At 61.7% G+C, this 22,036-nt stretch carries 25 protein-coding genes and 1 riboswitch; of the genes, 13 read left to right on the top strand and 12 right to left on the bottom strand.

What is annotated here, in order from left to right:
* Window positions 1-137 precede the first annotated feature (137 nt).
* Complete coding sequence (locus tag NS355_RS05795) at window positions 138-395, bottom strand: hypothetical protein (RefSeq protein ID WP_058744837.1); 258 nt, start codon at window positions 393-395, stop codon at window positions 138-140.
* A 187-nt stretch (window positions 396-582) separates the two neighbouring features.
* On the opposite strand from NS355_RS05795, the gene NS355_RS05790 reads away from it, so the two are divergent.
* From NS355_RS05790 to NS355_RS05780, 3 genes are read left to right on the top strand one after another with little or no spacing between them, the layout of a single operon-like run.
* Complete coding sequence (locus NS355_RS05790; protein ID WP_373461803.1) at window positions 583-786, top strand: hypothetical protein; 204 nt, start codon at window positions 583-585, stop codon at window positions 784-786.
* A gap of 14 nt (window positions 787-800) precedes the next feature.
* Complete coding sequence (locus NS355_RS05785; RefSeq protein ID WP_058744836.1) at window positions 801-1,217, top strand: LexA family protein; 417 nt, start codon at window positions 801-803, stop codon at window positions 1,215-1,217.
* The gene (locus tag NS355_RS05780; protein ID WP_058744835.1) at window positions 1,214-2,482 is read left to right on the top strand and encodes a Y-family DNA polymerase; all 1,269 of its coding nucleotides are present in this window, start codon (window positions 1,214-1,216) and stop codon (window positions 2,480-2,482) included. Before NS355_RS05785 ends, NS355_RS05780 begins: the two co-directional genes overlap by 4 nt.
* Before the next feature lie 475 nt (window positions 2,483-2,957).
* Here the strand turns inward: NS355_RS05780 and NS355_RS05770 are convergent, their stop codons facing one another.
* The 7 genes from NS355_RS05770 to NS355_RS05735 form a co-directional block, all read right to left on the bottom strand.
* Window positions 2,958-3,572, bottom strand: a complete 615-nt coding sequence (locus NS355_RS05770) for a manganese efflux pump MntP family protein (protein WP_430726997.1) — start codon at window positions 3,570-3,572, stop codon at window positions 2,958-2,960.
* Window positions 3,537-3,710, bottom strand: a riboswitch (yybP-ykoY riboswitch). It overlaps the preceding gene by 36 nt.
* Before the next feature lie 100 nt (window positions 3,711-3,810).
* Entirely contained in the window at window positions 3,811-4,437 is a 627-nt protein-coding gene (locus NS355_RS05765; RefSeq protein ID WP_058744833.1) for an SOS response-associated peptidase family protein, read from the bottom strand.
* 119 nt (window positions 4,438-4,556) lie between these two features.
* Window positions 4,557-6,377 (bottom strand): methyl-accepting chemotaxis protein, encoded by a 1,821-nt coding sequence (locus tag NS355_RS05760; RefSeq protein WP_058744832.1) that lies wholly within the window; start codon window positions 6,375-6,377, stop codon window positions 4,557-4,559.
* 229 nt (window positions 6,378-6,606) lie between these two features.
* The gene (locus NS355_RS05755; protein ID WP_430726996.1) at window positions 6,607-7,050 is read right to left on the bottom strand and encodes a hypothetical protein; all 444 of its coding nucleotides are present in this window, start codon (window positions 7,048-7,050) and stop codon (window positions 6,607-6,609) included.
* Window positions 7,051-7,767: 717 nt separating this feature from the next.
* Window positions 7,768-8,223 (bottom strand): hypothetical protein, encoded by a 456-nt coding sequence (locus NS355_RS05750; RefSeq protein WP_058744830.1) that lies wholly within the window; start codon window positions 8,221-8,223, stop codon window positions 7,768-7,770.
* A gap of 62 nt (window positions 8,224-8,285) precedes the next feature.
* Window positions 8,286-8,672 carry a DUF6334 family protein gene (locus NS355_RS05745; protein ID WP_058744829.1) on the bottom strand — a complete coding sequence of 129 codons (387 nt, stop codon included), beginning with the start codon at window positions 8,670-8,672 and terminating at the stop codon, window positions 8,286-8,288.
* Between the two features lie 794 nt (window positions 8,673-9,466).
* Window positions 9,467-9,772 carry a hypothetical protein gene (locus NS355_RS05735; protein ID WP_153008077.1) on the bottom strand — a complete coding sequence of 102 codons (306 nt, stop codon included), beginning with the start codon at window positions 9,770-9,772 and terminating at the stop codon, window positions 9,467-9,469.
* A gap of 105 nt (window positions 9,773-9,877) precedes the next feature.
* Here NS355_RS05735 and NS355_RS05730 point away from each other — a divergent pair, with 105 nt between their 5' ends.
* Window positions 9,878-10,321, top strand: a complete 444-nt coding sequence (locus NS355_RS05730; RefSeq protein ID WP_153008076.1) for a hypothetical protein — start codon at window positions 9,878-9,880, stop codon at window positions 10,319-10,321.
* 41 nt (window positions 10,322-10,362) lie between these two features.
* Here NS355_RS05730 and NS355_RS18615 read toward each other — a convergent pair whose 3' ends face one another.
* Window positions 10,363-10,854, bottom strand: coding sequence for a hypothetical protein (locus tag NS355_RS18615; protein WP_153008075.1), 492 nt, complete (start codon window positions 10,852-10,854; stop codon window positions 10,363-10,365).
* A 97-nt stretch (window positions 10,855-10,951) separates the two neighbouring features.
* Window positions 10,952-11,350 (bottom strand): hypothetical protein, encoded by a 399-nt coding sequence (locus NS355_RS19200; RefSeq protein ID WP_058744840.1) that lies wholly within the window; start codon window positions 11,348-11,350, stop codon window positions 10,952-10,954.
* 25 nt (window positions 11,351-11,375) lie between these two features.
* Between NS355_RS19200 and NS355_RS18610 the strand changes: the two genes are divergently transcribed.
* Window positions 11,376-11,810 (top strand): hypothetical protein, encoded by a 435-nt coding sequence (locus NS355_RS18610; RefSeq protein ID WP_153008074.1) that lies wholly within the window; start codon window positions 11,376-11,378, stop codon window positions 11,808-11,810.
* Between the two features lie 540 nt (window positions 11,811-12,350).
* On the opposite strand, the gene NS355_RS05715 is transcribed toward NS355_RS18610, so the two are convergent.
* Window positions 12,351-13,265: an endonuclease/exonuclease/phosphatase family protein gene (locus tag NS355_RS05715; RefSeq protein ID WP_058744824.1), complete on the bottom strand. Its 915-nt coding sequence runs from the start codon at window positions 13,263-13,265 to the stop codon at window positions 12,351-12,353.
* A gap of 582 nt (window positions 13,266-13,847) precedes the next feature.
* Between NS355_RS05715 and NS355_RS18145 the strand changes: the two genes are divergently transcribed.
* From NS355_RS18145 to NS355_RS05685, 6 genes are all read left to right on the top strand, one after another.
* Entirely contained in the window at window positions 13,848-14,102 is a 255-nt protein-coding gene (locus NS355_RS18145; protein ID WP_209445026.1) for a helix-turn-helix domain-containing protein, read from the top strand.
* Between the two features lie 411 nt (window positions 14,103-14,513).
* Window positions 14,514-14,846, top strand: coding sequence for an ArsR/SmtB family transcription factor (locus NS355_RS05705; protein ID WP_058744822.1), 333 nt, complete (start codon window positions 14,514-14,516; stop codon window positions 14,844-14,846).
* A gap of 10 nt (window positions 14,847-14,856) precedes the next feature.
* Complete coding sequence (gene arsC, locus NS355_RS05700) at window positions 14,857-15,300, top strand: arsenate reductase (glutaredoxin) (protein WP_058744821.1); 444 nt, start codon at window positions 14,857-14,859, stop codon at window positions 15,298-15,300.
* Window positions 15,300-16,586: an arsenic transporter gene (locus NS355_RS05695; RefSeq protein WP_058744820.1), complete on the top strand. Its 1,287-nt coding sequence runs from the start codon at window positions 15,300-15,302 to the stop codon at window positions 16,584-16,586. Before arsC ends, NS355_RS05695 begins: the two co-directional genes overlap by 1 nt.
* Window positions 16,586-17,326, top strand: a complete 741-nt coding sequence (gene arsH, locus NS355_RS05690) for an arsenical resistance protein ArsH (RefSeq protein ID WP_058744819.1) — start codon at window positions 16,586-16,588, stop codon at window positions 17,324-17,326. Before NS355_RS05695 ends, arsH begins: the two co-directional genes overlap by 1 nt.
* A 266-nt stretch (window positions 17,327-17,592) precedes the next feature.
* Window positions 17,593-18,552 (top strand): serine hydrolase, encoded by a 960-nt coding sequence (locus NS355_RS05685; RefSeq protein WP_058744839.1) that lies wholly within the window; start codon window positions 17,593-17,595, stop codon window positions 18,550-18,552.
* 11 nt (window positions 18,553-18,563) lie between these two features.
* Here NS355_RS05685 and NS355_RS05680 read toward each other — a convergent pair whose 3' ends face one another.
* Window positions 18,564-19,457: a hypothetical protein gene (locus NS355_RS05680; protein WP_058744818.1), complete on the bottom strand. Its 894-nt coding sequence runs from the start codon at window positions 19,455-19,457 to the stop codon at window positions 18,564-18,566.
* A gap of 115 nt (window positions 19,458-19,572) precedes the next feature.
* On the opposite strand from NS355_RS05680, the gene NS355_RS05675 reads away from it, so the two are divergent.
* Entirely contained in the window at window positions 19,573-20,874 is a 1,302-nt protein-coding gene (locus NS355_RS05675; protein ID WP_058744817.1) for an SLC13 family permease, read from the top strand.
* 52 nt (window positions 20,875-20,926) lie between these two features.
* Window positions 20,927-21,988 carry an endonuclease/exonuclease/phosphatase family protein gene (locus NS355_RS05670; RefSeq protein WP_058744816.1) on the top strand — a complete coding sequence of 354 codons (1,062 nt, stop codon included), beginning with the start codon at window positions 20,927-20,929 and terminating at the stop codon, window positions 21,986-21,988.
* The last annotated feature ends 48 nt before the right edge of the window (window positions 21,989-22,036 follow it).

The raw sequence follows: 22,036 nt of genomic DNA, 5'->3' as shown, positions 1-22,036 counted from the left end.
TCGTTCGGCTTTGGTTCGCCGGCACCTTCGTAGCGATGGAACTTAGTCTGATGCATGCCGCTCTATCGCAACCGCGTTGACTGAGGCCCGCATGTCAGCCGTTTATGGGTTCACGACCTAGAGTTGCCGCTAACCGCTCAGCCGTCCCTGCCCAAAAACTTGACGCTAAAGCTGTCAGCAATGTCCTTGGCCGCTGCAGTCTGCGCAGTTCGATACGCTTCGTCATCTGGTTCTCCCGATACAAACTGAGGCGCTGCGGTGTTGATAATCTCGTAGCTGCCGAGACGCTCCACCTTTAAGAGAGGCGCCTCCCATGCCGCCACGGTGACCGAGCTGTAACCCGTACCATCGTGATCTGCCGTGGTGATGCGATAACGTCGCCCGACTTCAAACATGATGCTCTCCCTTATAAAGGGTGTAGACCCGCAGTTCCTAATAGCACAAGGGCGTACGCGTCGACCCAATCAGCAACCAGCGACGCGGACTCCGGCCCATCGGGACGTCAGCACCTCATCCAACCCCTTGACCTATGTTCCCTTTTCGTTCCAGCTAGGCCGGGTCACGAATCGCTGGAATATGAGCATGATGCAGCACGACCCCCGCCTGCGCGAAGCAGCGCGCGCTATCTACGAGGCCTGCTACCCCTCAGACGAATGGGCGCAGTTCGCGTTCGATGAAGCGGAGCGATACGGGACCGTGCATTACCGTCAGGCGGTCGATGGGGCCTTGGCGGCACGTGCCTGCCTGGCCGCCGCTGGCGAACAACTCGCGCTTCCCGTCACGTGACATCCCAGCCTGCGATGCGCCTGCATGACGTGCCGTTCGACCTCATCGCGCGCGAGGTGCCCTTCTTTCTGTGCCGAACCCCGGCCGGTTTCCCCTCGCCTGCTCAGGACGACATGGAAGAACCGATCGATCTGGGGGCGTGGCTCGTCGAGCATCCGGCCGCCAGTTACATCATGCGGGTCGAAGGCGGATCTATGGCGGGCGCCGGGATTACCGATGGCGACCTGATCGTGGTCAACCGTGCCAAGCGAGCCCGCGCCGGTTCCATCGTCGTCGCGCTGGTCCATGGCGACCGCACGCTGAAGCGCCTCAAGCAGATGGACGGCCGCTATTGGCTCGTCCCAGAGGCTGATGGCTTCTCACACATACTCGTCGACGAGTATGTCGAGATTTGGGGCGTCGTGGTGGGCGTAGCGCGCAAGGTCGTATGACCTCGCCAATCGCCCTGATCGACTGCAACAACTATTACGTGAGCTGCGAGCGCGCATTTGACGCCGGCCTGGTGGGCGTGCCGGTCATCGTGCTGTCCAATAACGACGGTTGCGCCATTGCGCGCTCTGCCGAAGCGAAGGCGTTGGGCATCAAGATGGGTGATCCGGCCCATCACCTGCGTGACCTGATCCGACGCCACGGCATTCAGGTCCGCTCGTCCAACTACACGCTTTATGGCGACATGCAGCGCCGCGTCCTGGCTGCCTGCCAGGCGTTCGTCCGGGACTTCGAAATATACTCGATCGACGAGATATTCCTCGACCTTGCCGGGTTCGATGACCGCGACCTTGTCGACCATGCCCATCGCCTCCGCGCTCAGGTCCTGCGCTGGACGACAATTCCCACCTGTGTCGGCATTGCCGATACCAAGACGCTGGCCAAGCTGGCGAACGCCGCTGCGAAGAAGCAGCCGCGCTTCGGCGGTGTCGCTGACCTTCGCGACGAACGTCTCCGCAAGGACGTGATGCGGGCTTTCCCCGTCGGTGACGTATGGGGTGTCGGCAAGGCCACGGCGCTAAAGCTGGCAGCGCTGGGCGTAACCACCGCCGCCGGGCTTCGGGATATGCCCATGAAGCAGGCTCGGGGCGTAGGTACGGTAGTCCTAGAGCGACTGGTCGCTGAGCTGCGCGGCATCCCCGCTGACGCTGTTGAGGCGGTCGAGCCGCAGCGGAAGGGCATGGCCGTCACGCGGTCCTTCGGGACGCCTGTGACTGACTTCGATGGCCTGATGGGCGCGCTATCCCAATATGCGCTGCAGGCTGGAGAGAAGCTGCGCAACCATGGCCTCGTCGCAGGGCGACTGACGGCGTTCTTCCATACCAACAAGCACAAGCCCGACCGGCCACAGTATGCCGGGTCCCGCGCGGTGACGCTGCATCCGATGACGAGCGATAGCCTGGAATTGATCGCTGCCGCTCGACGTTGTGCCGAGCGAGCCTGGCGGGATGGATACGCCTATACGAAGGCCGGGATCTTGCTCGACGACCTGATGGCGGCGACTGATCGCCCTCGAACGCTATTCGAGGCAGATACGGAAAAGCGCGACCGTCTCATGGCTGCGCTGGACGAGGTGAACGGACGCTTCGGGACATTCACGGCAGTCACGGCCGGACAGGGATTTAAACGGCAATGGCGTCTGCGATCAGAGATGCGGTCGCCTGCGTGGACGACGCGGATTGATGAGGTGCCGACGGTTCGGGCGTGATGCACGGACGCTGTAACAAAACGTGTCGCACGGACCCTGCCCCAGACTGCGCCGTTTCCCCAGCCTCTAACCTACAATTCCTTGTACCGATCTGGGAGTGGTCGCATGAGACGCAGCACAGGTTTCCTCGGTGTGGGTATAATTGGTGCCACGGTACTGGGCGGCTCGATTGCGGGCGGGTACTTGGACCAGCGGTTCAAGCCGCAGACCGCCGCCAAGTCGTCGTTCGGACAGGGCGCGTCGCCCGCACAGGAAATGGAACGCCGGAGAGGCAGGGCTGCAACCGTTGCGATAGCCGAGGCAGCCGTTCGCTAGGTGAACGGGCAATTGGTTGCAGAACGCCATGTTTCGGACAGCGGGCGTCATTCGCGACATGGCTCGACCATTGAGCTGTTGAACGGCTATCCAGCGCCCAGCCGCATAATAGCGAGACGTAAATACGGCCACGCCCCGCGACCCCGTCCCGCTCTTCTGATCAAGATGACAGATGCTGAGCCAGGATTAATCCGCCGATGACGATCAGGACAAAGCCGCCTAGGATGCCAGCGTACCGACCAAGGTAAGGACCAATATGCTTGCCCAGCATGACGCCGATGGTCGCCATCAACGTCGTCGTCCCGCCAATAACCATGCAGGCAGCCCAAATGTTGACGTCCATAAGGGCCAGGGTCACACCGACGGCCGCCGCGTCGACGCTCGTTGCGATCGCCGTTGCAGCGAGCCGGAGCATGCTGGGCTTGGTATCGCTGTCAATTGGGCGCGCATCGCCTTCACTCGTCCAGGCTTCCCGGATCGTATAGGCGCCAACCGCGAACAGTAGCGTGAACGCGACCCAATGGTCGTAATCGGCAATCCAGTCATTCAGCGCAAAGCCAAGCAGCCAGCCGAGTGCAGGCGTCAGAGCCTCGAAAAACCCGAACACAATGCCGACTTTAACCGCATCACGAAGGCGGGATCGTCCTCCGGTCGCCCCTTTGCCCAACGCCGCCGCGAAAGCATCGACAGACAGGCTTGCGCCCAAAGCGCCAAGCGTCAAAATTCCGGGCATCACGTCATTACTCAGGGCCAGCAAACCAAACGATGCATGCACCCGTGGCCACAAAGCGGAGTGCTGCATCATTGGTCTCGCCGGGCAGGACGAACCTGCTGCTACCGCCACGAGCCGATGGCTCAAGGATGTTGACGGCAACCCCGCTACTGCGGGTAGCTACTCCCCAAGGACGCAGGCCCAATATCTGGTAACGCCTATCGTCTCTAGACGATAAATACGATCAATTCTATCCGATTGATCGAGAGCAAATACTGGCCACATGCTCGGCGGCCTGGTCCTAACGTTCCCTCGTTGGAAACACGGGCCCACGCACTTTCATTCGATCCGCACGGTACGGGCGCTGGAGCGTCACCGCTTGTTCTGCCGGTGCGCGCAGCCATGTCGTCACATCCTCAGGACGTAAGACGGTGATCATCGCCTTTGGGTGAATGGGCTCGACCAGTTCGTTCGCGTCGCAGGTAACCATCGCGAACGACCGGCCCTCAGCCGTCTGCTGCCAGAACCCCGCGACAGCGAAAGTCGGCTGATCGGTCACGCTGAACCACATCTCGCCTTTGAGCGGCGGCTTTCCGTCCCCCAAGTCGTGGCGGTCGGGGGTGAACTCGCAAAACTCCGTGAGCGGAATGATGCAGCGGTTCGCGGGATCAGCGGCCAGGCGTCGCCATTGCGGCAGTTCTAGGTTGCGCACGTTAGTCATTGGGTACGGCGCTTTCCCGCCCAGCACATCCCAGGACATGACGTCCCAGGCGCGCTCGCCATCCTGTTCGCGGATCACGTAGCTGCGCGCCTTGGGACGCAATTCCTGCGGGTGGAAGCGGTTATCGCGCGGCCGCTCGTCAAACAGCTTGGCAGCCGACTGAAATATCGTCTGCGGCTCGCCATCAAATCGGGCTCGGTTACACATGTGCTCGACTGCCCCTGGGTTGCCGTAAGCCGCTTCAACGCTCTGCTAAGGGGCTGTTTCCCTTGGGTTTAGGCTAGCTTGAAGCCCGGCGGCATCAGCGCCGCCGGGCTTCAAGCTGTTCAAAATTCCGACCAATCCTCGGAAAATGCTGCGCCGCCTCCGGAGACAAGACGCATTGCAGGTTTCGGAGCCAGCCGAGTCCGTGAGCCAGTAGATTGGGTCGCACGAATCCCCGACGCGTCAACCCGGAAGCGTGCGACATGCCCTGCCAACTCGTCCGCCTTGTCCGTCAGCTCACGAGCCGCAGCGGTCGTTTCTTCAACCATAGCAGCGTTGCGCTGGGTCACGCCGTCCATCTCCTCGACTGCAACATTGACCTGACCCAAGCCACTAGCCTGCTGCTCCGCCGAGTTAGCCAGGCTGTTGATCAGTGTCGTGATCTCTTGGACTCGACCGATGATCTGATCGAGCGAGCGCCCTGTTTCCGCCACTAGCTCAACACCCGTCCCGATCTGCTGATTGCTGGCCACGATTCGCGACTTTACGTCCTTGGCCGCATCCGCCGAACGCTGCGCCAGCGCCCGGACTTCAGAGGCGACGACAGCAAAGCCCTTGCCCGCGTCGCCAGCACGTGCCGCCTCGACCCCGGCGTTCAGCGCCAAAAGATTGGTCTGGAACGCGATGCCATCGATCACGCTGATTATCTCCGAGATCTCATGGCTGGACCGCTCGATACCGCTCATGGCTGCAACTGCATCGCGCACGACCTGCCCACCATTTTGCGCAGCGCTGCTGGCGTCTGCTGCCACCGTATCGGCACGTTTCGCGTCAGATGCCGAACGCCCTACCATGTCCGTGATCTGCTGCATTGAGGCAGCCGTCTCTTCCAAGCTAGCGGCCTGCTGCTCAGTACGCTGGGACAAGTCCTCGGACGCTGAGCGGATCTCTCCCGAGGCTGCACGAAGGCCTTCGGAAACACCGCTCACCGCGATCATCGCCTGCTCGACCTGGGTCATAGCATTGTTGAAGTCGGTAGCCAGCGAAGCAAAGGGCTCGTCGAGTGTGACGCTGATCCGAGCGGTCAAATCACCGGCCGCCAATGACTGCATGCCTGCACCAATCGTGGAGACTATCAGTGCCGCTTGCTCGTCTTTCTGCCTATCGGCCTGAGCGAGTTGATCGCGTAGGGCGATGGCCGCACGCATCATTTCCCCAACCTCATCCCGAGCGTCGTTCGCAGGAATGGAGACGGTGCGCTCTCCTGCCGCCAGTTTGCCGAGCATGCCGCTCATCGCGCCCACAGGACGTGCGACAAGGCGAACCAGAAGAATCAGCATGGCAATGGCCAGCAGCGCAACCGCCAGCACCGTCCCAATCATGATCCTGTGACTGGTGACGTAGTTGGCCTCGGCCTCTTCAACCAGTGCATCAATCGCGCGGGATTGTTTGATACGCAGCGTATCAGCCGCCTTGTTGACGGTTACGAAATAGGGCCGCGCGATCCGGAAAAGCTCGATCGCCTTCGGTGAGCCGACCGCTGCCGCCTGCAATGTTTCCTTGGCGTGGGACTGATACTCAGCCCAGTCGCGGACGAAGGCATCAAGCGCGGATCGTGTCTCATCGTTAGCCAGACGTGGACGAAGCCAGCGCGTCCGCTCCGCTATCTGATCCCGAAGTTCGTTCAGCCGCCGTTGCGCAACCGCACGATCTTCTGGCGTAACAGACAAAAGATGCTGCCCAACCGTCGCACGATACGTCGCGGTACTGGCGTTGATAACGGCGATCGCCTCCAACTGGGAACGCTGCTCGCCGCCCAGATTGACCGCAACGTCCCGCATATCGCCCAAGCGAACGACGGCCAGTGCCGCTAGTCCCATGAGCGCGATCAGCAGGATGGAAAAGCATGCGATAAGCTTTCCCGAAATGCGGAGATTTTGCACGGAGGCAGTCCCTTCGATCCATTGGCGCCCCCCAGCGCAGGGCGGGCCAACTGCCTGCCTTCGAGTTAACTTTATGATATTGACTATAGTTAAGAACGGTTAGGTAGGCTGGTGCATACTGACGCGGGAGCAAATCAGCCTATGCCACGGCAGATGGGTGCACACGTCTTTTCGCCAGCCCGACGCTGATGCGTAAGGTCGGGGCAATCTATCACCCCGACCCATGCAATCATTTCGCGGGCTGCGGCGCAACCGGCACGGTCGCATTGACCGCCAGCGGAGGCGGCGCGGTGGCGGCAATCGAAAGCGGCACGTCTTCGTCGACGAAGCTCTTCACGATCGACCCGGCCGGGACCTTGGCACTGGTGCCGGTCATCAGGAAGCCCGCCACCGGAACCAGGGCGATCGCCCCCACAACGCCAGCCGTCCCGGTCACGCCCTTGTCGTCGAACGCACCCGACATGCGGATCTGGCGACCGTTGACGGTCACGAACAGGACGCGGCCCGCAAGGTGACCCGACTTGCCCCACATGCCCTTGTTACGGACGTCGGTGATCTCACCCATTGCGGGGCTGCCAGCCGGAATGACGGTGACGCCGTTCACGACGACCGGCTCGGCCGTTTCAAGGTGAAAGCGCTGCCCGACGCGTAGCTGCTTGCCCTTGGTGGTCAACTCTTCAGAAAGGCGAAGAGGAACCTCGGTTCCGACGCGCAGGACGGCGGCGCTGGCAACAGGAGCGGCGATAGGCGTTGGCTGAGCAACTTGCGCGTGCGTAGCGACAGAAGCGAGCGCAATGGCGCCCGCCAGGCAATACTTTAACATTAGGCATCCCCCCGTTTCTGATTCGCGGCTCGCGAAGCATTACGGGGATTAGGATTTAGGACCGACGTTTAGTCAACTGTCCAATGCCGCCACTATGACCGGAATGGCACGCCTGACGTAACCGGCAATTGCGATGATCACCGGCAAGCCCATGATCAGCGCAAGGGCGCAGATCTGAATCCAGTCCAGAACGCTGCGCCACTTGCTGATCGGCGGGTTACTTGTTCGGCTTCGCACCAGGCGTTCCGCACTTAGCGAACCGCCCATTCGCGGCCTTGCAGCGCGTGGCCTTCGGTGCGGCCGCCTCAGGGCACTTCACGAATTTCCCCTTCGCGTCACGGCAGGGCGCAGCGATTGATGGGGTGGCGATAGCCACAAGCGAAAAAGCGGATGCGATGACGGCAAGCAAGCGCATTGGTCTTCTCCTGCCCGTGAGTCGGGCGGCCGGATGCTATTACCTACGCCGATCGCGTGCCAGAGGTTGAAGATGCCTACTGGTGCTGTGGCAGGAAACGCCTACTTGCGGAAGTCCGGGAGCGCGATCTGAGTTTGCATCCGGTGAAGGCGCTAATCAGAAAAGTGTTCGAGCCTCGCCTCGCAAAGGAGCGGCTTTATCGCTTCCAGCGTGTTTACGTCTCGGTGCCAGAGAATGTAGGTGTAATCCCACTCTTCCGTGAGCACACAATCCAGTGCGGGGATGACGAACTGGAGGAACTGGCTCGCGTCCTTTTGCATGGCTTTCTGATGGTCGCTTAAGAACGGCTCCAGGCGCGTAGGAAATTTAATCGTTTCATCTGAATGATCGACTACCCCCATCCGGAAGGCTTCGAAGGTGGCCAACAGCATTCGGTTGAACCTCAGCCAGTCCTCTTCTCTGACCTCATCCAACAGGTGAAGCCGCTCTTTACCCAGCCACCCCGGCCACAGCGAAATGAACTCCTTCTTAAAATCTGGTCGTACCTCGCCGTGCTCGAAGAACACCTCGTAAATGGCTTTCCCGGACATCGCCTGTTTTTCAGTCATGACCGACCGCTATTCGCAACGAGGAAAGGCCGCAATGTCCGCTCTCGCCCACAAACGGACGTTCACGCGGCGGGCTGAATGCGCCTTACGCTGATGGTTGCGGCCTCGCCTATGAAGCAAACCTGCGGTTCAAGGCCGGAAAACGATAGGGCGAACATGTCGAGATAACCCCGGTAATTTCGACCCTCCCAGCACCACCCAAGCTCCAATCCAACAACGTCCGACAATTCGGCGACAGCGAGCCAACCGCTATCCAGTTCTGGCGCTGCCTCAAGATGCACCGCGATCTCGTCAGTGTCCGGATCAACCCGCAGGATTAGGGCACGGCTCCCGAGCACCACCGCTATGTCTTGCCAATTAGCCGCTTCCTCGCGCTGGCCGAGCACGGCGGTTACCACATCCCCGTGCACCTCACCATAATCGAATTGTAGCATCGTGCGGTCGGCCATGGCCCACTCTTACCTTGCCGGAGGGATGTCTGCCAACAACCCCAAGCAGACAAGCGGCTGCTGCCCAATTGCCGACATCCGGGCCGCATGGCAGATTGCCCCTCATGTCCCTTGCGTTCGCTCTGCTCGCCTCTGCCGCTCAAGTCGCGACCGGCTCCTCGACAGACACGATGGACTTCTCTCATAGCTATGTCGTGTGGATCGCCACGGATCGTGGACGATGCACGTTTTTCATGACCGATGTCGGAGAGGACGCCGACCAGCTTACCGAGACGTTGCGGCAAAACTACAACGCATCGGCTGGGATTGAGATACTGAAGGATAGTCACACGCCCCACCGATGTGTCGCTAAGGTGCAGAAAGCGGTCAAGCGAGCTGGCTTCTCTATGTTTCGTGTGCGCCGGGGCACGGACGCGGATCGCTCGCCGGGCATCCCGTAAGGTCTGCTATCTACAAAAGCGGACGGTCCGCTAACGCCCGAGAGCAGACATTTCGCTGCGCCCACGAGGAGATAAAGATGAGACGATGCATCCTCACGTTTTTCGCAGTAATAATAGTTTCTTCTATCGCGGCATTTGCTGCGGGTTATAATATAGCGACCGTAACATACGACAGAGCAATTGTCGCTAATACGTGCATGGCTAGATATTCAGAAGAAGATGGGCGGATAGTCTGGATGTACATCGGGGATGAATTATGTTCTCCAAAGCGGAGGGCAGCCGCCAATCTCCTGCGTTGGGACTGACGAATGGCGGCTCACGCCCCACTTGCGGACGCCACGTGCCGGTTTTAGCTTAATCCTGCTGATGATGCCGGGTCAGCAATGCTCCCACCGCTTCGGCCATGAAGCTAACTTTTAACGGCTCCCCTTCGGCTGCGGATGCGAGCACGTCGAGGTATAAGGCCAGTTGGTCACTCGTGACGGCAAGTGCCCCGGTGTGAATGATCTCCGACGGGCCGTCCCTCTCAAGCGCTATGTAGAGCGCCTCCTCGAGCTGTCCCAAATTTTCAAAGCTGCCGAACCCCACGAGTAGCTGGTCGCCGATTGTGGCCATCAGCGCTTCCCACGCGAGACCGCCGGCTATGTTCACCGTCGCCAAGTGAGCCTCCATCATAGCCGATCTCGATAGACGCGGATGGCACTCGCATAAAGTGTCCGTTATCGCCCACTTGCGGCCTTTGATTACGCTTATATGCTCGTCTCGATGAAGCAATCCGCCGTCTCCTATCGTGTGAAGGATAAGCTGATTATCGGCTATCTCGTTCGAACATCGATGGGTCTCGGCCTGGAAGTCGATCCTCGCCCCTTGATGATGACTACGCCAAATGATGATGTGGCGATGGCGATCGGAGAAGCATTAAAGGCGTCGGAGAAAGTGATCGCTCACCCTACCCGAGACCAATGGAAAGGCCTTTTTCAGCCCTTTATCAGGGCGGCGGGCGTCCGCAGCTTCAAGGCGTTCATGACAGATGCAATTCGGGTCGGCATCGACCGTTATGACGCTCAGCTTAAACTTAAACCTCATCGCAACCTTGGACCAAAGATGGGCTTCGAGCCGATACCGAGCGATGTGATCGTTCTACCCGCTGGAGACCTTGTCGGTGCAGTGAGCGAGATCAAAGCGCTGCTCGACGGTAACGGCAGGTAACCACCCATCGCGGACGGTCCGCTCTCGCCCACTTGCGGATCCTATGGGCCACACTTGGCCGCCGCATCGGCTCGGCTGTATACGACCGAGGTTCCATCCGCAGCGATAATCTCAAAGCGACCGCTATAATCGCTGGGGGCTCGCATACGCGAAGCCGTTCCATTAGGGAGTAGTTCCCAGAAATAACCGATGCCGCGATCAGGCAAAAACTCATAGCCGCCCGCGCTGATCGGATGTAATCCCAATGCTGGATTGACCGCCAAATGGTAACCGGCCTTGTATGGCTCTGCGATGTAAGTGAAAGAACCCTGACGATTATTTCCGACATATATGGCATCAAAGCGGATGTGTAGTGTGGGTGCACCCGCCGCTGTATAACAACCGATCACCTGCTGACGAGGTATTGGCTCGGCCTTTAAGAAGAGTGCGCCAAGCAACAACAATGTGGCAATTGGCACTCCGAGGATTCCCCAGCCGATTACCATGTCCCGCGCTTTCGCGCCTTCAAAGAAGCCTTGGCGACGGAGGTCCATAAGGACGCTGCGTAGAGCATCGACCGCGCATCAGTGCAAGCCGCACGTCAGCTATCCACCAATAGCAGACAGGCCGCTCACGCCCAGTTGCGGACATTCAAGATGGCCAAGGGATAACCAAAAAAGAGGGCGAGCCGCCGCTCAGGACGTCCATGCATCCCCATCCAGTTACAAACTGAAAGTGAGTTACCGGCCCGAAGACTTCCTTCCAGGCTTCAGATTGCGAGCGGCTAAAGCGAGCGCCTTCAATCCGGTATGCGAAGTGGTTAGGAATCAAGCCTTCGTTCGGCGTGTCCTCTTCTTCTGTGCTCACCGCCATCTCGTCAGACAGGCGCACGATACAGGGGCGGTCGAACGAAACGCGCAGAGCGCGGGCGTCATCATCCGGCAAGATGAAGACCGCATTTATGCCGTTCGTTTTCCACTCAAACGCGATCAGGTCACTGTCGACTGCCCGAAGAGCAACTCCAATATCAATCGCTTTATAGGTCGGCATGAGTCCATATTGGCTTGCCTCGCGAATGTCCGCAATCCACCCACTTGCGGACATTCGCCTGTTTGGTGAAGATGCAGCTGTGCGCTTTCTTCTTCCTCTAGTGATCGGTGTCGTTACGCTTTCATCGTGTGCGTCGCGCACCGTCCAAATAGCTGCGGACCAGTGCTGGTCGGTGTCGGTCGGCGACAAGGTGGAAGGCACAGCGGTGCTCTTCGCCCACAAGCCGGGCGATGGCTGTATCGAGTGCGGAGCCTCAGTCTCGGGCCGCAATTGTCCCAGCGTTGGTTTCGGCGTTCCGGCGGCGGCTGCCGAGCAGGCCTATAATCGCATAGTGCAAACCGCGCCTGCTGATCAGAACGGAAACGTCCAGCAGGTCGTTTATCTGTCCGGAGAGGTTATTCCAAACGGTGCGACGGGAAAGCCGATGATCCGAGCCGAACAGTTACGCCCCGCAAATTAATGGCGTTCACTCGGCGATTGGACGTCCGCTTTGCTCCAATTGCGGACATACAAGCCGTATGTATGGTCAGGCTATGCGGTTCGCTCACCCACTACTAGCATCGCTCGCGTTTGCGGCGCTTCCAGCCTGCGGCTCGTACCGAACGACTTTATCACCGTGCTGGCACGCTGCCGAATTGCAGAGAGGCGAGCGCTTTAGTGGCATGGTCCTGATCTTCGCTGGTTACGAGCAGCGTCCGATGATGTTTCCAGTCGCATGCGATGGCGGGGTCACGGCCGATCTGCCAGACGGTATGGTTCTCCCCGGCTATAGAGGTGCGGACTCCAACGTTCCTCCCGAGCACCTGTTCTATGAGGCTCACGTCGACGGAGTAGTGTCGGGTTTTGCGTTTGGCAGGCCAAGCGTGGGCCTGAAGCACGTCACTAAAGCGAGACAAGTCGAGCCGGGCTGGATGCGAAAAAATGTCCCCTAACCACCCAAACTCGCCATTCACCACCTCCCAGATGTCGTCAGCTATGGCGACCGGGAGGCTCTGTTAACTTAACCCGAAAGGAGCGCGCTGACCGGACAGTGATCCGACAGATGCTTCTGGCCCGGCGCATAGGTCGTCTCGACAAATCCGCTTGCCTGTCCCGCCGCCCGACGATCAAAGACAATGTGATCGATGAATGAGCGATACCGAGGATCGCAACGGGGCGTCACACCTTCATCGGCCAGCCGCAGATCGGCGTTGGCGGGATTGCCATCGTCCAGTTCGGTCCAAACTGCATCGCCAGCCTCGGCTAGGCGACGGTTCCAGTCCCCCAGGACGATGAACCGATCGGACCCGACAGCCGCTCGGTCGATCCAATCCTCCAACACCGGCACCTGCTGTTGAAGGACGCCGCAAGCCTGAGCGCGATCGCCTTGAAAGCAGCCAGACTTCAGATGGACCGCGAGCAACCGTGTGGGCTTGTGTCCCGGCGCCCGCACTCGAACGTCGACCCCCGAACGCAACTGCGGATTGCCCAGTTGTAGCGCCGTGACGTCCGGATTGCGGTCGAACGCGATGCCCTTCCTGATCGCGAACCCGACGGCCTGACGGATAAATTGCTGCTCAGGGTGCTTGCCCCCGCAACTGCCCGACGCAGCACCCGGGCGCTTCTCCATCACGATCGTGTAGCGCCTCGGATCGATTACCCGCGCCGCCGCCGCCTCATTCTCCGCCTCTTGGAAAGCGATCACGTCGGCATCAAGCGTGTCCACGATCTGACGCATGGCCGCATAATCCGCGTCGGTTCGCGGCTCGCATCCTGCGCCGTCTTTCTCCGCCAAGAACTCCAGATTCCAGGACGCGATCTTGAGTGGGCGGGTTGCGACCGCGCCGTCGGCGCTTTCATGGGGAGCGACCTGCGGGACGGTGCAGGACGCCAGAACGGCAAGCGATGCTGCGATAAGGGCAGAGCGAATGGTCATGCCGAACGTGTGCCAAGGCGTGCGCTAGGGTACAATGCCTTCAGTGCCGAGACGCGGAAAAGTGCCGCCTTCAGAAGAAGTCCTTACAGTAGCGGATCATCTTCGCTACGCCAGCAGGCTCTAGGCAAGGCATACGGAATCGGCCGTCTCGTTCGCCATCGGGCTGGATTGCGGCTTTCGCTTTGATCGTGAAGACGTGCATCAGGGTTTTGTTCTTGCCCGCCTATCGGCGGCAGATCCCTATCGAATAGGCGAATCAAATTCTGCTCACCTAGGCCTGCCGATGCTGCAAAGCTCGTATGCTGGTTCGGAATGCATACACACCGAACGCAAGCTTCACTTGTAGAGAATGGCGCATTTCCGCCACTCTGAGTGCGCCCGCATGCTGATCCCAAGCGACTAGTTTTTGATCCCAACCGATCCCACTGACCAAGTTATTGACAAATATCGCAATATTCGTAGTCGATCGGGATCACGTAGCATGCAGACGCGAGCCTCTAGGTGACTTGTTGTTCGCCGTCGAACCGGCCTATGTTACACGCGTCGAAGAGCCCACCAGCCTCCCTGCTAGGAGACTGGGAAATGAAGGACATTCGGGAGCCAGCTCGCGCCCTTACTCTACGGCAACCTCTTACCGTCACGGTGAAGGTGGCGCTTACTATGATCAGCATCGGACGAACTCGCTTCTATGAGTTGGTCGCGGCCGGTCAGATCACCACCGTCAAGATCGGTCGGCGACGGCTGGTGCACGTGGAGTCGCTGCAGCGCTTGGCAGCTGAGGGCTATGTCGTGGCACCGCCATACATCCACCCGGAGCAGATAGACCTCGACCTTTGACCTAGCGTGAGAGACTATCAGGCAAGGTCGTTTGACCGGCACTGTTCGCCATCGATCGGCTGTAGTCGGAATGAAATGTGGGAACAGCCGGGGGAGCGAGCCGCATACGCAAGCACAAAAACCCAGCCAAAACAGTCACTTAGCCGACTGATAGTGGTGCCCCTCAAAGGCCGAAGATGGGCACTCAGAACATTGGACAATTTCAATATCGCGGCGCTAATGCAACGTCCGATGCTGCATTAATCAATAGCACGCGGTTAGTCGTGAACCGCCGAGGTTCGCATGGTCCCTGTCCATGCCATAATGCTGCGCAAGAATGCCGTTACCACAGCATACGGTAGCTACGAGCGTGCGCCGGTCGGGCGAATAAAAGCCGTTTGCAGGACTAAATATATCCATTATGCTGGATTCATGGAAAGTGATTCGGCTATCGTTGCGCTCGGGGCGCTGGCGCAGGGAACCCGTCTGGATGTGTTCCGCCTGCTGGTCCGCCACGAACCTGCCGGGCTGCCAGCCGGCGAAATTGCCCGTCAGCTCGACGTGCCGCAAAACACCATGTCGGCGCACCTTGGCATTCTCGCCCGCGCCGGTCTGGTCCGCTTCGAACGTCATAGCCGGTCAATCATCTACCGCGCCAATCTCGACGGACTGCGCGCGCTGACGCTGTTCCTCGTCAAGGATTGCTGCGCGGGCAATGCGGAGCTGTGCGCGCCGCTCGTCGCCGAACTCGCCCCCTGTTGCTGAAAGGACGCCTATGAAACCGAATGGCTCGGCCGTCGATATCGTCATCTACCACAATCCCGAATGCGGCACGTCGCGCAACACGCTGGCAATGATCCGCAATGCCGGCATCGAGCCGCACGTGGTCGAGTATCTGAAAACGCCGCCCTCGCGCGCGCTGCTGGTCGCGCTGATCGACCGCGCCGGCATGACGCCGCGTGAGCTGCTGCGCGAGAAAGGCACGCCCTATGCGGAACTGAGCCTGGGCGACACGTCGCTGTCCGACGACGCGCTGGTCGATGCGATGATGGCGCATCCGATCCTCATCAACCGGCCGCTGGTCGTCTCCCCGCTCGGCGTGAAGCTGTGCCGCCCGTCTGAAGCCGTCCTCGATTTGCTGCCAAGCGGCCAGCTCGCCGCGTTTGCCAAGGAAGACGGCGAACAGGTGGTCGATGCATCGGGCCAGCGCGTCGCCTGATGCTTCTTGCCGTGCTGATCTTCGTCGCGACGATCACGCTCGTCATCTGGCAACCCAGGGGCCTCGGCATCGGGTGGAGCGCGATGGGCGGTGCCGTCGTGGCGCTGCTTGCGGGCGTCGTCACCCTGTCCGACGTGCCGGTGGTATGGGGCATCGTCTGGAACGCGACCGCTGCGTTCGTCGCGATCATCGTCATCAGTCTGTTGCTTGATGAAGCCGGGTTCTTCGAATGGGCGGCTTTGCATGTCGCGCGCTGGGGCGGGGGGCATGGTCGCCGGCTGTTCGTCCTGATCGTGCTGCTCGGCGCGGCGGTGTCGGCGCTGTTCGCCAATGACGGCGCGGCGTTGATCCTGACACCGATCGTCATCGCCATGCTGCGCGCGCTGGGGTTCAAGGATAAGGCGACGCTGGCGTTCGTCATGGCAGCGGGGTTCATCGCCGACACCGCAAGTCTGCCGCTGGTCGTCTCGAACCTCGTCAACATCGTGTCGGCCGACTTTTTCAAGATCGGCTTCGGTGACTATGCGGCCGTGATGGTGCCGGTCGATCTGGTATCGATCGCCGCCACGCTGGGCGCGTTGTTGCTCTTCTTCCGCCGCGACATACCGCACGATTACGACGTTGACGCGTTGCGCGCTCCCGCTGCCGCGATCCGTGACGCCGCAACCTTCCGCGCCGGATGGATCGTCCTTGCGCTCCTGCTCGCCGGCTTCTTCCTACTCGAACCGCTCGGCGTGCCAGTCAGCGCCGTCGCCGCTGCCGGTGCGATCCTGCTGTTGGTGATCGCTGGGCGGGGCCATGTGATCGGAACGCGCAAGGTGCTGAGTGGTGCGCCTTGGCAGGTCGTGATTTTTTCGCTGGGCATGTACCTGGTCGTCTACGGCCTGCGGAACGCTGGACTTACCGATCATCTGGCGGCGCTGCTCGATCGCACCTCACAAGGCGGGGTGTGGGGCGCGGCACTGGGAACGGGCGTGATCGCGGCCGTTCTGTCGTCGGTGATGAACAACATGCCGACCGTGCTGGTGGGTGCGCTGTCGATCGACGCCAGCCAGGCGACCGGGGCGGTCAAGGAAGCGATGATCTACGCCAATGTGATTGGCTGCGACCTCGGTCCCAAGCTGACGCCGATCGGCTCGCTCGCGACGCTGCTGTGGCTGCACGTTCTGGGGCAGAAGGGCGTCAGCATCGGATGGGGCTATTATTTCCGGGTCGGGGTCACGCTCACCGTGCCTGTCCTGCTCATCACCTTGGCGGCGCTCGCGCTGCGAATTGGAATTGCCTGATGCCGCTCCGCGACCTCGCCGACGCCGACCATCTGCCTGCGCTCGATCGGCGTTATGCGCTCGATCGCCCCGCGCTTGGTTTAGGCGCTGGCGATCCGCCGCCCCGCATCCTGCTGCTCTACGGGTCGCTGCGCGAGCGATCCTATTCGCGCCTGTGTATTGAGGAGGCGGCGCGACTGCTCCGCTTCTTCGGCTGCGAGACACGCATCTTCGACCCCGCGACGTTGCCGCTGCCCGACCAGCATACCGGCGACGATCATCCGGCCGTCCATGAACTGCGCGAGCTGTCGATGTGGTCGGAAGGGCAGGTGTGGTGCAGCCCCGAGCGCCACGGCCAGATTACCGGGATCATGAAGCTGCAGATCGACCACCTGCCGCTCAGCATGGGCGGGATGCGCCCGACGCAGGGTCGCACGCTGGCGGTCATGCAGGTGTCAGCGGGATCGCAGTCGTTCAACAGCGTCAACACGCTGCGCGTGCTGGGCCGCTGGATGCGAATGGTGACGATCCCTAACCAGTCGTCGGTTGCCAAAGCGTTCACCGAGTTCGATGATGCAGGGCGCATGAAGCCGTCGAGCTATTACGACCGGATCGTAGACGTGATGGAGGAACTGGTGCGCTTCACCGTCCTGCTGCGTCCGCACACCGCGCAATTAGTCGATCGCTATTCGGAGCGAAAGGAAGCCGGCACGGAGATCGACGCCGCCATCGACCTGTCGAGTATCGCCACGAAACCTTGATGCGGGCGGCTGCGACCGGAACGGAACGAACCTTCCCTGCGCTGGACGGAGCGGCGGCTGCGTTGAAGGCGGCTTGAGCAGGTTTTCGCTTTATCGTCAGTTCGTTACAAGGCCGAAAAAGGGAAGCCCTGTTGACGATCCGATTGTTGTTTCGCTGCGCCAGCGCAATTGCTGTCCTGGCGGTTCTGCCCGCCTGCGTTCCTGCCGGTCGACCTGCCGGCCCGCCGCCTCCTGTCCCGGTCGCCAATCGTACTCCCGCATCCGTCATTCCCGAAGCACCGTTGGTCGTCGCCCGGCCGCAGCCATCGGCGGACCTGCTGAACGCCGTGCAAGCACTGGGCGCAGGTTTCGAAGGCCAGGTGGGCATCAGCGTGCGCGATATCGACGAAAACTGGGTCGTCGACTGGCAGGGCGACACCCCGCGTCCGCAGCAGAGTGTCAGCAAGCTATGGGTCGCCATCGGGGTCATGGATGCGGTCGATCAGGGACGATTGTCGCTTGCCGATCCGGTGACCGTCACTCGTGCCGACCTGACCGTGTTCCACCAGCCGATCCGGACGCTGGTCGGAAAAACGGGCTACAGGACGACGGTCGGCGATCTGCTGCGTGGCGCCATGTCGCGCAGCGACAACACCGCCAACGACGTCCTCCTGTGGCGGATCGGCGGTCCCGTGGCGGTCAACCGGATGTTGAAGGACAAGGGTGTTGCCGGCGTCCGCTTCGGTCCCGGCGAACGGCAGTTGCAGGCCCGCACTGCCGGGCTGGCATGGCGTCCTGAATGGGCTGGTGGCTGGGGGTTCCTGCAGGCGCGCGCCGCGATGCCCTATGCAGCGCGGGACAAGGCGCTGCGCCGCTATCTCGACGCGCCGCTGGACGGCGCATCGGCCAATGGCGTGACGCTCGGACTATCGTTGCTGGCGCAGGGCCGGCTGTTGAGCGATCGGTCGACCGCATCGCTGCTGACGCTGATGCGAGCCAGCAAGACCGGTCCGCTACGCCTGAAGTCCGGCCTGCGTCCCGGCTGGACGCTCGCCCACAAGACCGGAACCGGGCAGGATCTCGGCAAATTGTCGACTGGCTATAACGACGTCGGTCTGCTCGTGGCGCCGGACGGGCATCGTTATGCGCTTGCCGTGATGATCGCGAGCACGCGCCAGCCCATTCCGGCGCGGATGCGGCTGATGGGCGATGTCACGCGGGCAGTGATCGCCGCGGCCAGCCGGTAACCCGCGCCGCCCTATCGATCGGGCAGGCTGGCCCGGTCGGCGCTCCAGATGGCCAGCGTCTTGCCGGTTTGCGGGTTGTCGATCGCCACATCGTCGAACGTGACCGCGACGATGCAGATCGGGCGCTGTTCGGGACCGGCAGGCTGTCGGCACGACACGGGCGATCGATCCGCCGTTCCGCCGATCCGGCCGCGCAGGCGAAGCTGCAGGCCCTGAGTGCCGGGCGCCTCTTCCGGGGCCGCGCGCACCACGGTCTCGTAGGGTTTTCCGTCGCGCAGCCCTTGCCCCGCGCCATCGGCAAATTGGGCGACCGCCAATGTCTGCCCTGGCAGGGTGACCGCATCGGCGCCGGTGGGCGCTGCACTGTCCTGCGCGGCCGGACAGGTTTCGCTAGCCGTCCACGGGCGAGGAATCCAAAACCCTTCCGCTGCCGCACCGATCGCTGATCCATCCCCCGACGCGCCCAAGTCCGCGCCGCCCCAGACGACGGGCGCGACATGGACGCGCAGCGCCTTTGCCTCGCCATCGTAGCGCCAGCGCATCGGGCTATTGCTGTCCGAGTCGGACGGGCCGCGACATCCGAAGGGAAGCCGCAATTCGAACCGCTGCCCCGCCAGATCGGCCGCCGCCTTCGGCAGGGACCGGCCCGATGCGAACGCATCCGCTGCCTGCGATGCCAGCGCGATCAGGTCGGCACGGGTTTTGACGATATCGCCCGGGTCGGACAGCGAAGGCGCGGGTTGGACAACCGCAGGCACCGCCGCAACCGGGGCAGCGGCGGGCGGCGCGACCTCGCGCGGGGATGTGCCCCGCCCGATCAGGAACCCGGTTCCGCCGACCGCCAGGGCAATCGCCAGACCGCCTGCCAGCGCAAGCCGGCTGTTCCGCAAGGTTGGCTCGTTCATACGGCACCGATAGCAAAGCCCGCCAAATTGGCATACCCAAGGCCATGACATTCGACGATATAATCCCGGACGTGCTGCCCGATCGCGGCATGTCGTCCGCCCGGGCGATACCGGCGTGACCTTCGACCAGATGCTGACGTTGCTGGTGCTGGTGCTGGTCGTCGCGGCGCTGATCTGGGACAGGGTGCGCTCGGACGTCGTGGCGCTGAGCGGTGCGGCCGTCCTGCTGATTGCCGGCGTCGTGCGGCCGATCGACGTCCAGAGCGCCTTTGCCAGCCCGGCGATCATCGCGCTCGCGTCGCTGTTCGTCATCGCCTACGCCCTCGAACTGTCGGGCCTGCTCGACCGCGCGATCGAAGCGGCAGTCAGGATGTGCAAGCAGCTGGGATCGGCCGGTATCTGGCTGATGCTGGGTGCGATCGGGGTCGCATCCTGTTTCCTCAACAGCACGCCGATCGTCGTGCTGGGTGCGCCGGTCGTGCGCGATGTCGCGACGGCGCTGAAACTGCCGCCCAAACGCTATCTGATGCCGCTATCATACATCACGGTGCTGACCGGCTGCTGCACCCTGATCGGAACCTCGACCAATCTGCTGGTCGACGACATGGCGCGCAATGCAGGGCAACCGCGCTTCGGCATCTTCGAGATTACTCCCGTGGGCCTGCCGATCGCGTTGGCGGGAGCGATCTACCTGTTCCTGTTCAGCGGCAAGCTGATGCGCGCCAGCATCGCTGATGACAGTCCGGTTCCGGAACGCCGTGACGTCGACGTGCCGAACGCGCAGGTCGGCGATCCGACGCTGTTCGCAGAACATCGCGCCTTCCAACCGGCCAAGGCGGCGATCGCGTTTGCCGTCTTCGTCGGCGCAATCGCCGTGGCTGCGGTTGGCATCGCGCCGATTGCCGCATCGGCCTTTGCTGGCGCCGTGCTGCTGATCCTGCTGCGCGTCATCACCGCCGACGAAGCCTATGGTGGGCTGCGGCCGCAGATTCTGATCCTCATCGCCGGCATGGTCGTCATCGGGCTGGCAATGGAGCAAAGCGGCCTGGCCGCGACGGCGACCGGGGCGCTGGTGGGATCGATGCAGGAGTTCGGACCGCTGACTGCGCTGATCGTCCTGTACGGCGTAACGATGGTGCTGACCGAGTTGTTGTCGAACGCGACAGTCGCCGTGCTGGTCACGCCGATCGCGGTCGCGCTGGCAGAAAGTCTCGGCGTCAGTCCGCGGCCGTTCCTGGTCGCGGTGATGATGGCAGGCAGCGCGGCGTTTGCGACGCCGTTCGGGTATCAGACCAACGTCATCGTCTATCAGATGGGCGGGTATCGCTACATGGACTTCGTGAAAGTCGGTTTGCCCTTGAACCTCATCACCTTCGTGGTTGCGATCGTGGTGATACCGATCTTCTTTCCTTTCTGAACGATGCCGCGGTCTGATCGTCGATCGGCCGCACCAGCCCTGGAATCCCGCCATGCGCATTCTCGTCTATCTCGTCCGCGCCTTTGCCGGATTGCTGATCCTGGTCACCGCGCTCAGCATCGTAGAATCGAATGAGTGGTGGATCAGGATCTGGGATTTCCCGCGAGTCCAGATCCTCGTGGCACTGCTGTTCGCCGGAGGGGCGGCACTGTGGCTGGATCGACGGGTCGGGCGTTGGGTCGCGCTGTGCTGCGCGGTCGCTGCGGGGTGGCAGCTATATCGCATCTATCCCTATACACCGTTCGCCCGAACGGAATTGGCGTTCGCGAAGGCCGGTTCCGCCTCAACGGATCGGTGCTTCAGCATACTCTCGCTGAACGTCCTCGAATCCAACCGCGACTATCGCCGGACGGCACAGCTGATCGATCGGATCCGTCCCGACCTCCTGTTGCTGATGGAAACCGACAAGCGCTGGGCGGCGGCGCTGGCACCGCAACTGGCACGCTATCCGAACCGGCTCGAACGCCCTCTCGGCAACACCTATGGCATGATCCTGGCGACCCGGCTGCCGATGCGCGACGCCAACATCGAAACGATCGCTGAGAAGAACACGCCTTCGATGCATGCCGAACTGACGGCGGGGGACCCGTTCCGGTTGATCGCTCTGCATCCCCGGCCGCCCTTGCCAGGACAGGATACCGAAGCACGCGACGCCGAGATAGCGATTGCGGCACGGCGCGCTGCCCGGACAAGACTGCCGGTTCTGGCGATCGGCGATTTCAACGATGTGGCGTGGTCGCACACGTCCCAGCTGTTCAAGCGTGTCGGCGGCTATCTCGATCCGCGCATCGGGCGCAGCACATTCGCCACCTTCCCGGCACGAACGCCGCTGCTCGGCTGGCCGCTCGATCACCTGTTCGTGACGCCGGAATTCGCCGTGCGTGACCTTGCGGTGCTGGAGGATGTCGGCTCCGACCATCTGCCGGTTCATGCCCGCCTGTGCCTGACCGGACGGCCTGCGGACAGCAAGCGCCCCGAACCCGTATCGCGCGAGGACCGCCGCGACGTGAGAGAGGTGTTGCAGGAATATCGTGAGGAGCAACGTCGCCCCTGACATGCGCCGTGCGGGGGATCGATCGGTTGGGTCGATATTTCAAATAGT

Origin of the sequence: Sphingomonas yabuuchiae, assembly GCF_001477495.1 — a bacterium.
GTDB classification, from domain to species: domain Bacteria; phylum Pseudomonadota; class Alphaproteobacteria; order Sphingomonadales; family Sphingomonadaceae; genus Sphingomonas; species Sphingomonas yabuuchiae_A.
The sequence above is the reverse complement of the archived record's forward strand: the minus strand, read 5'-3'. Positions and strand labels throughout refer to the sequence as shown.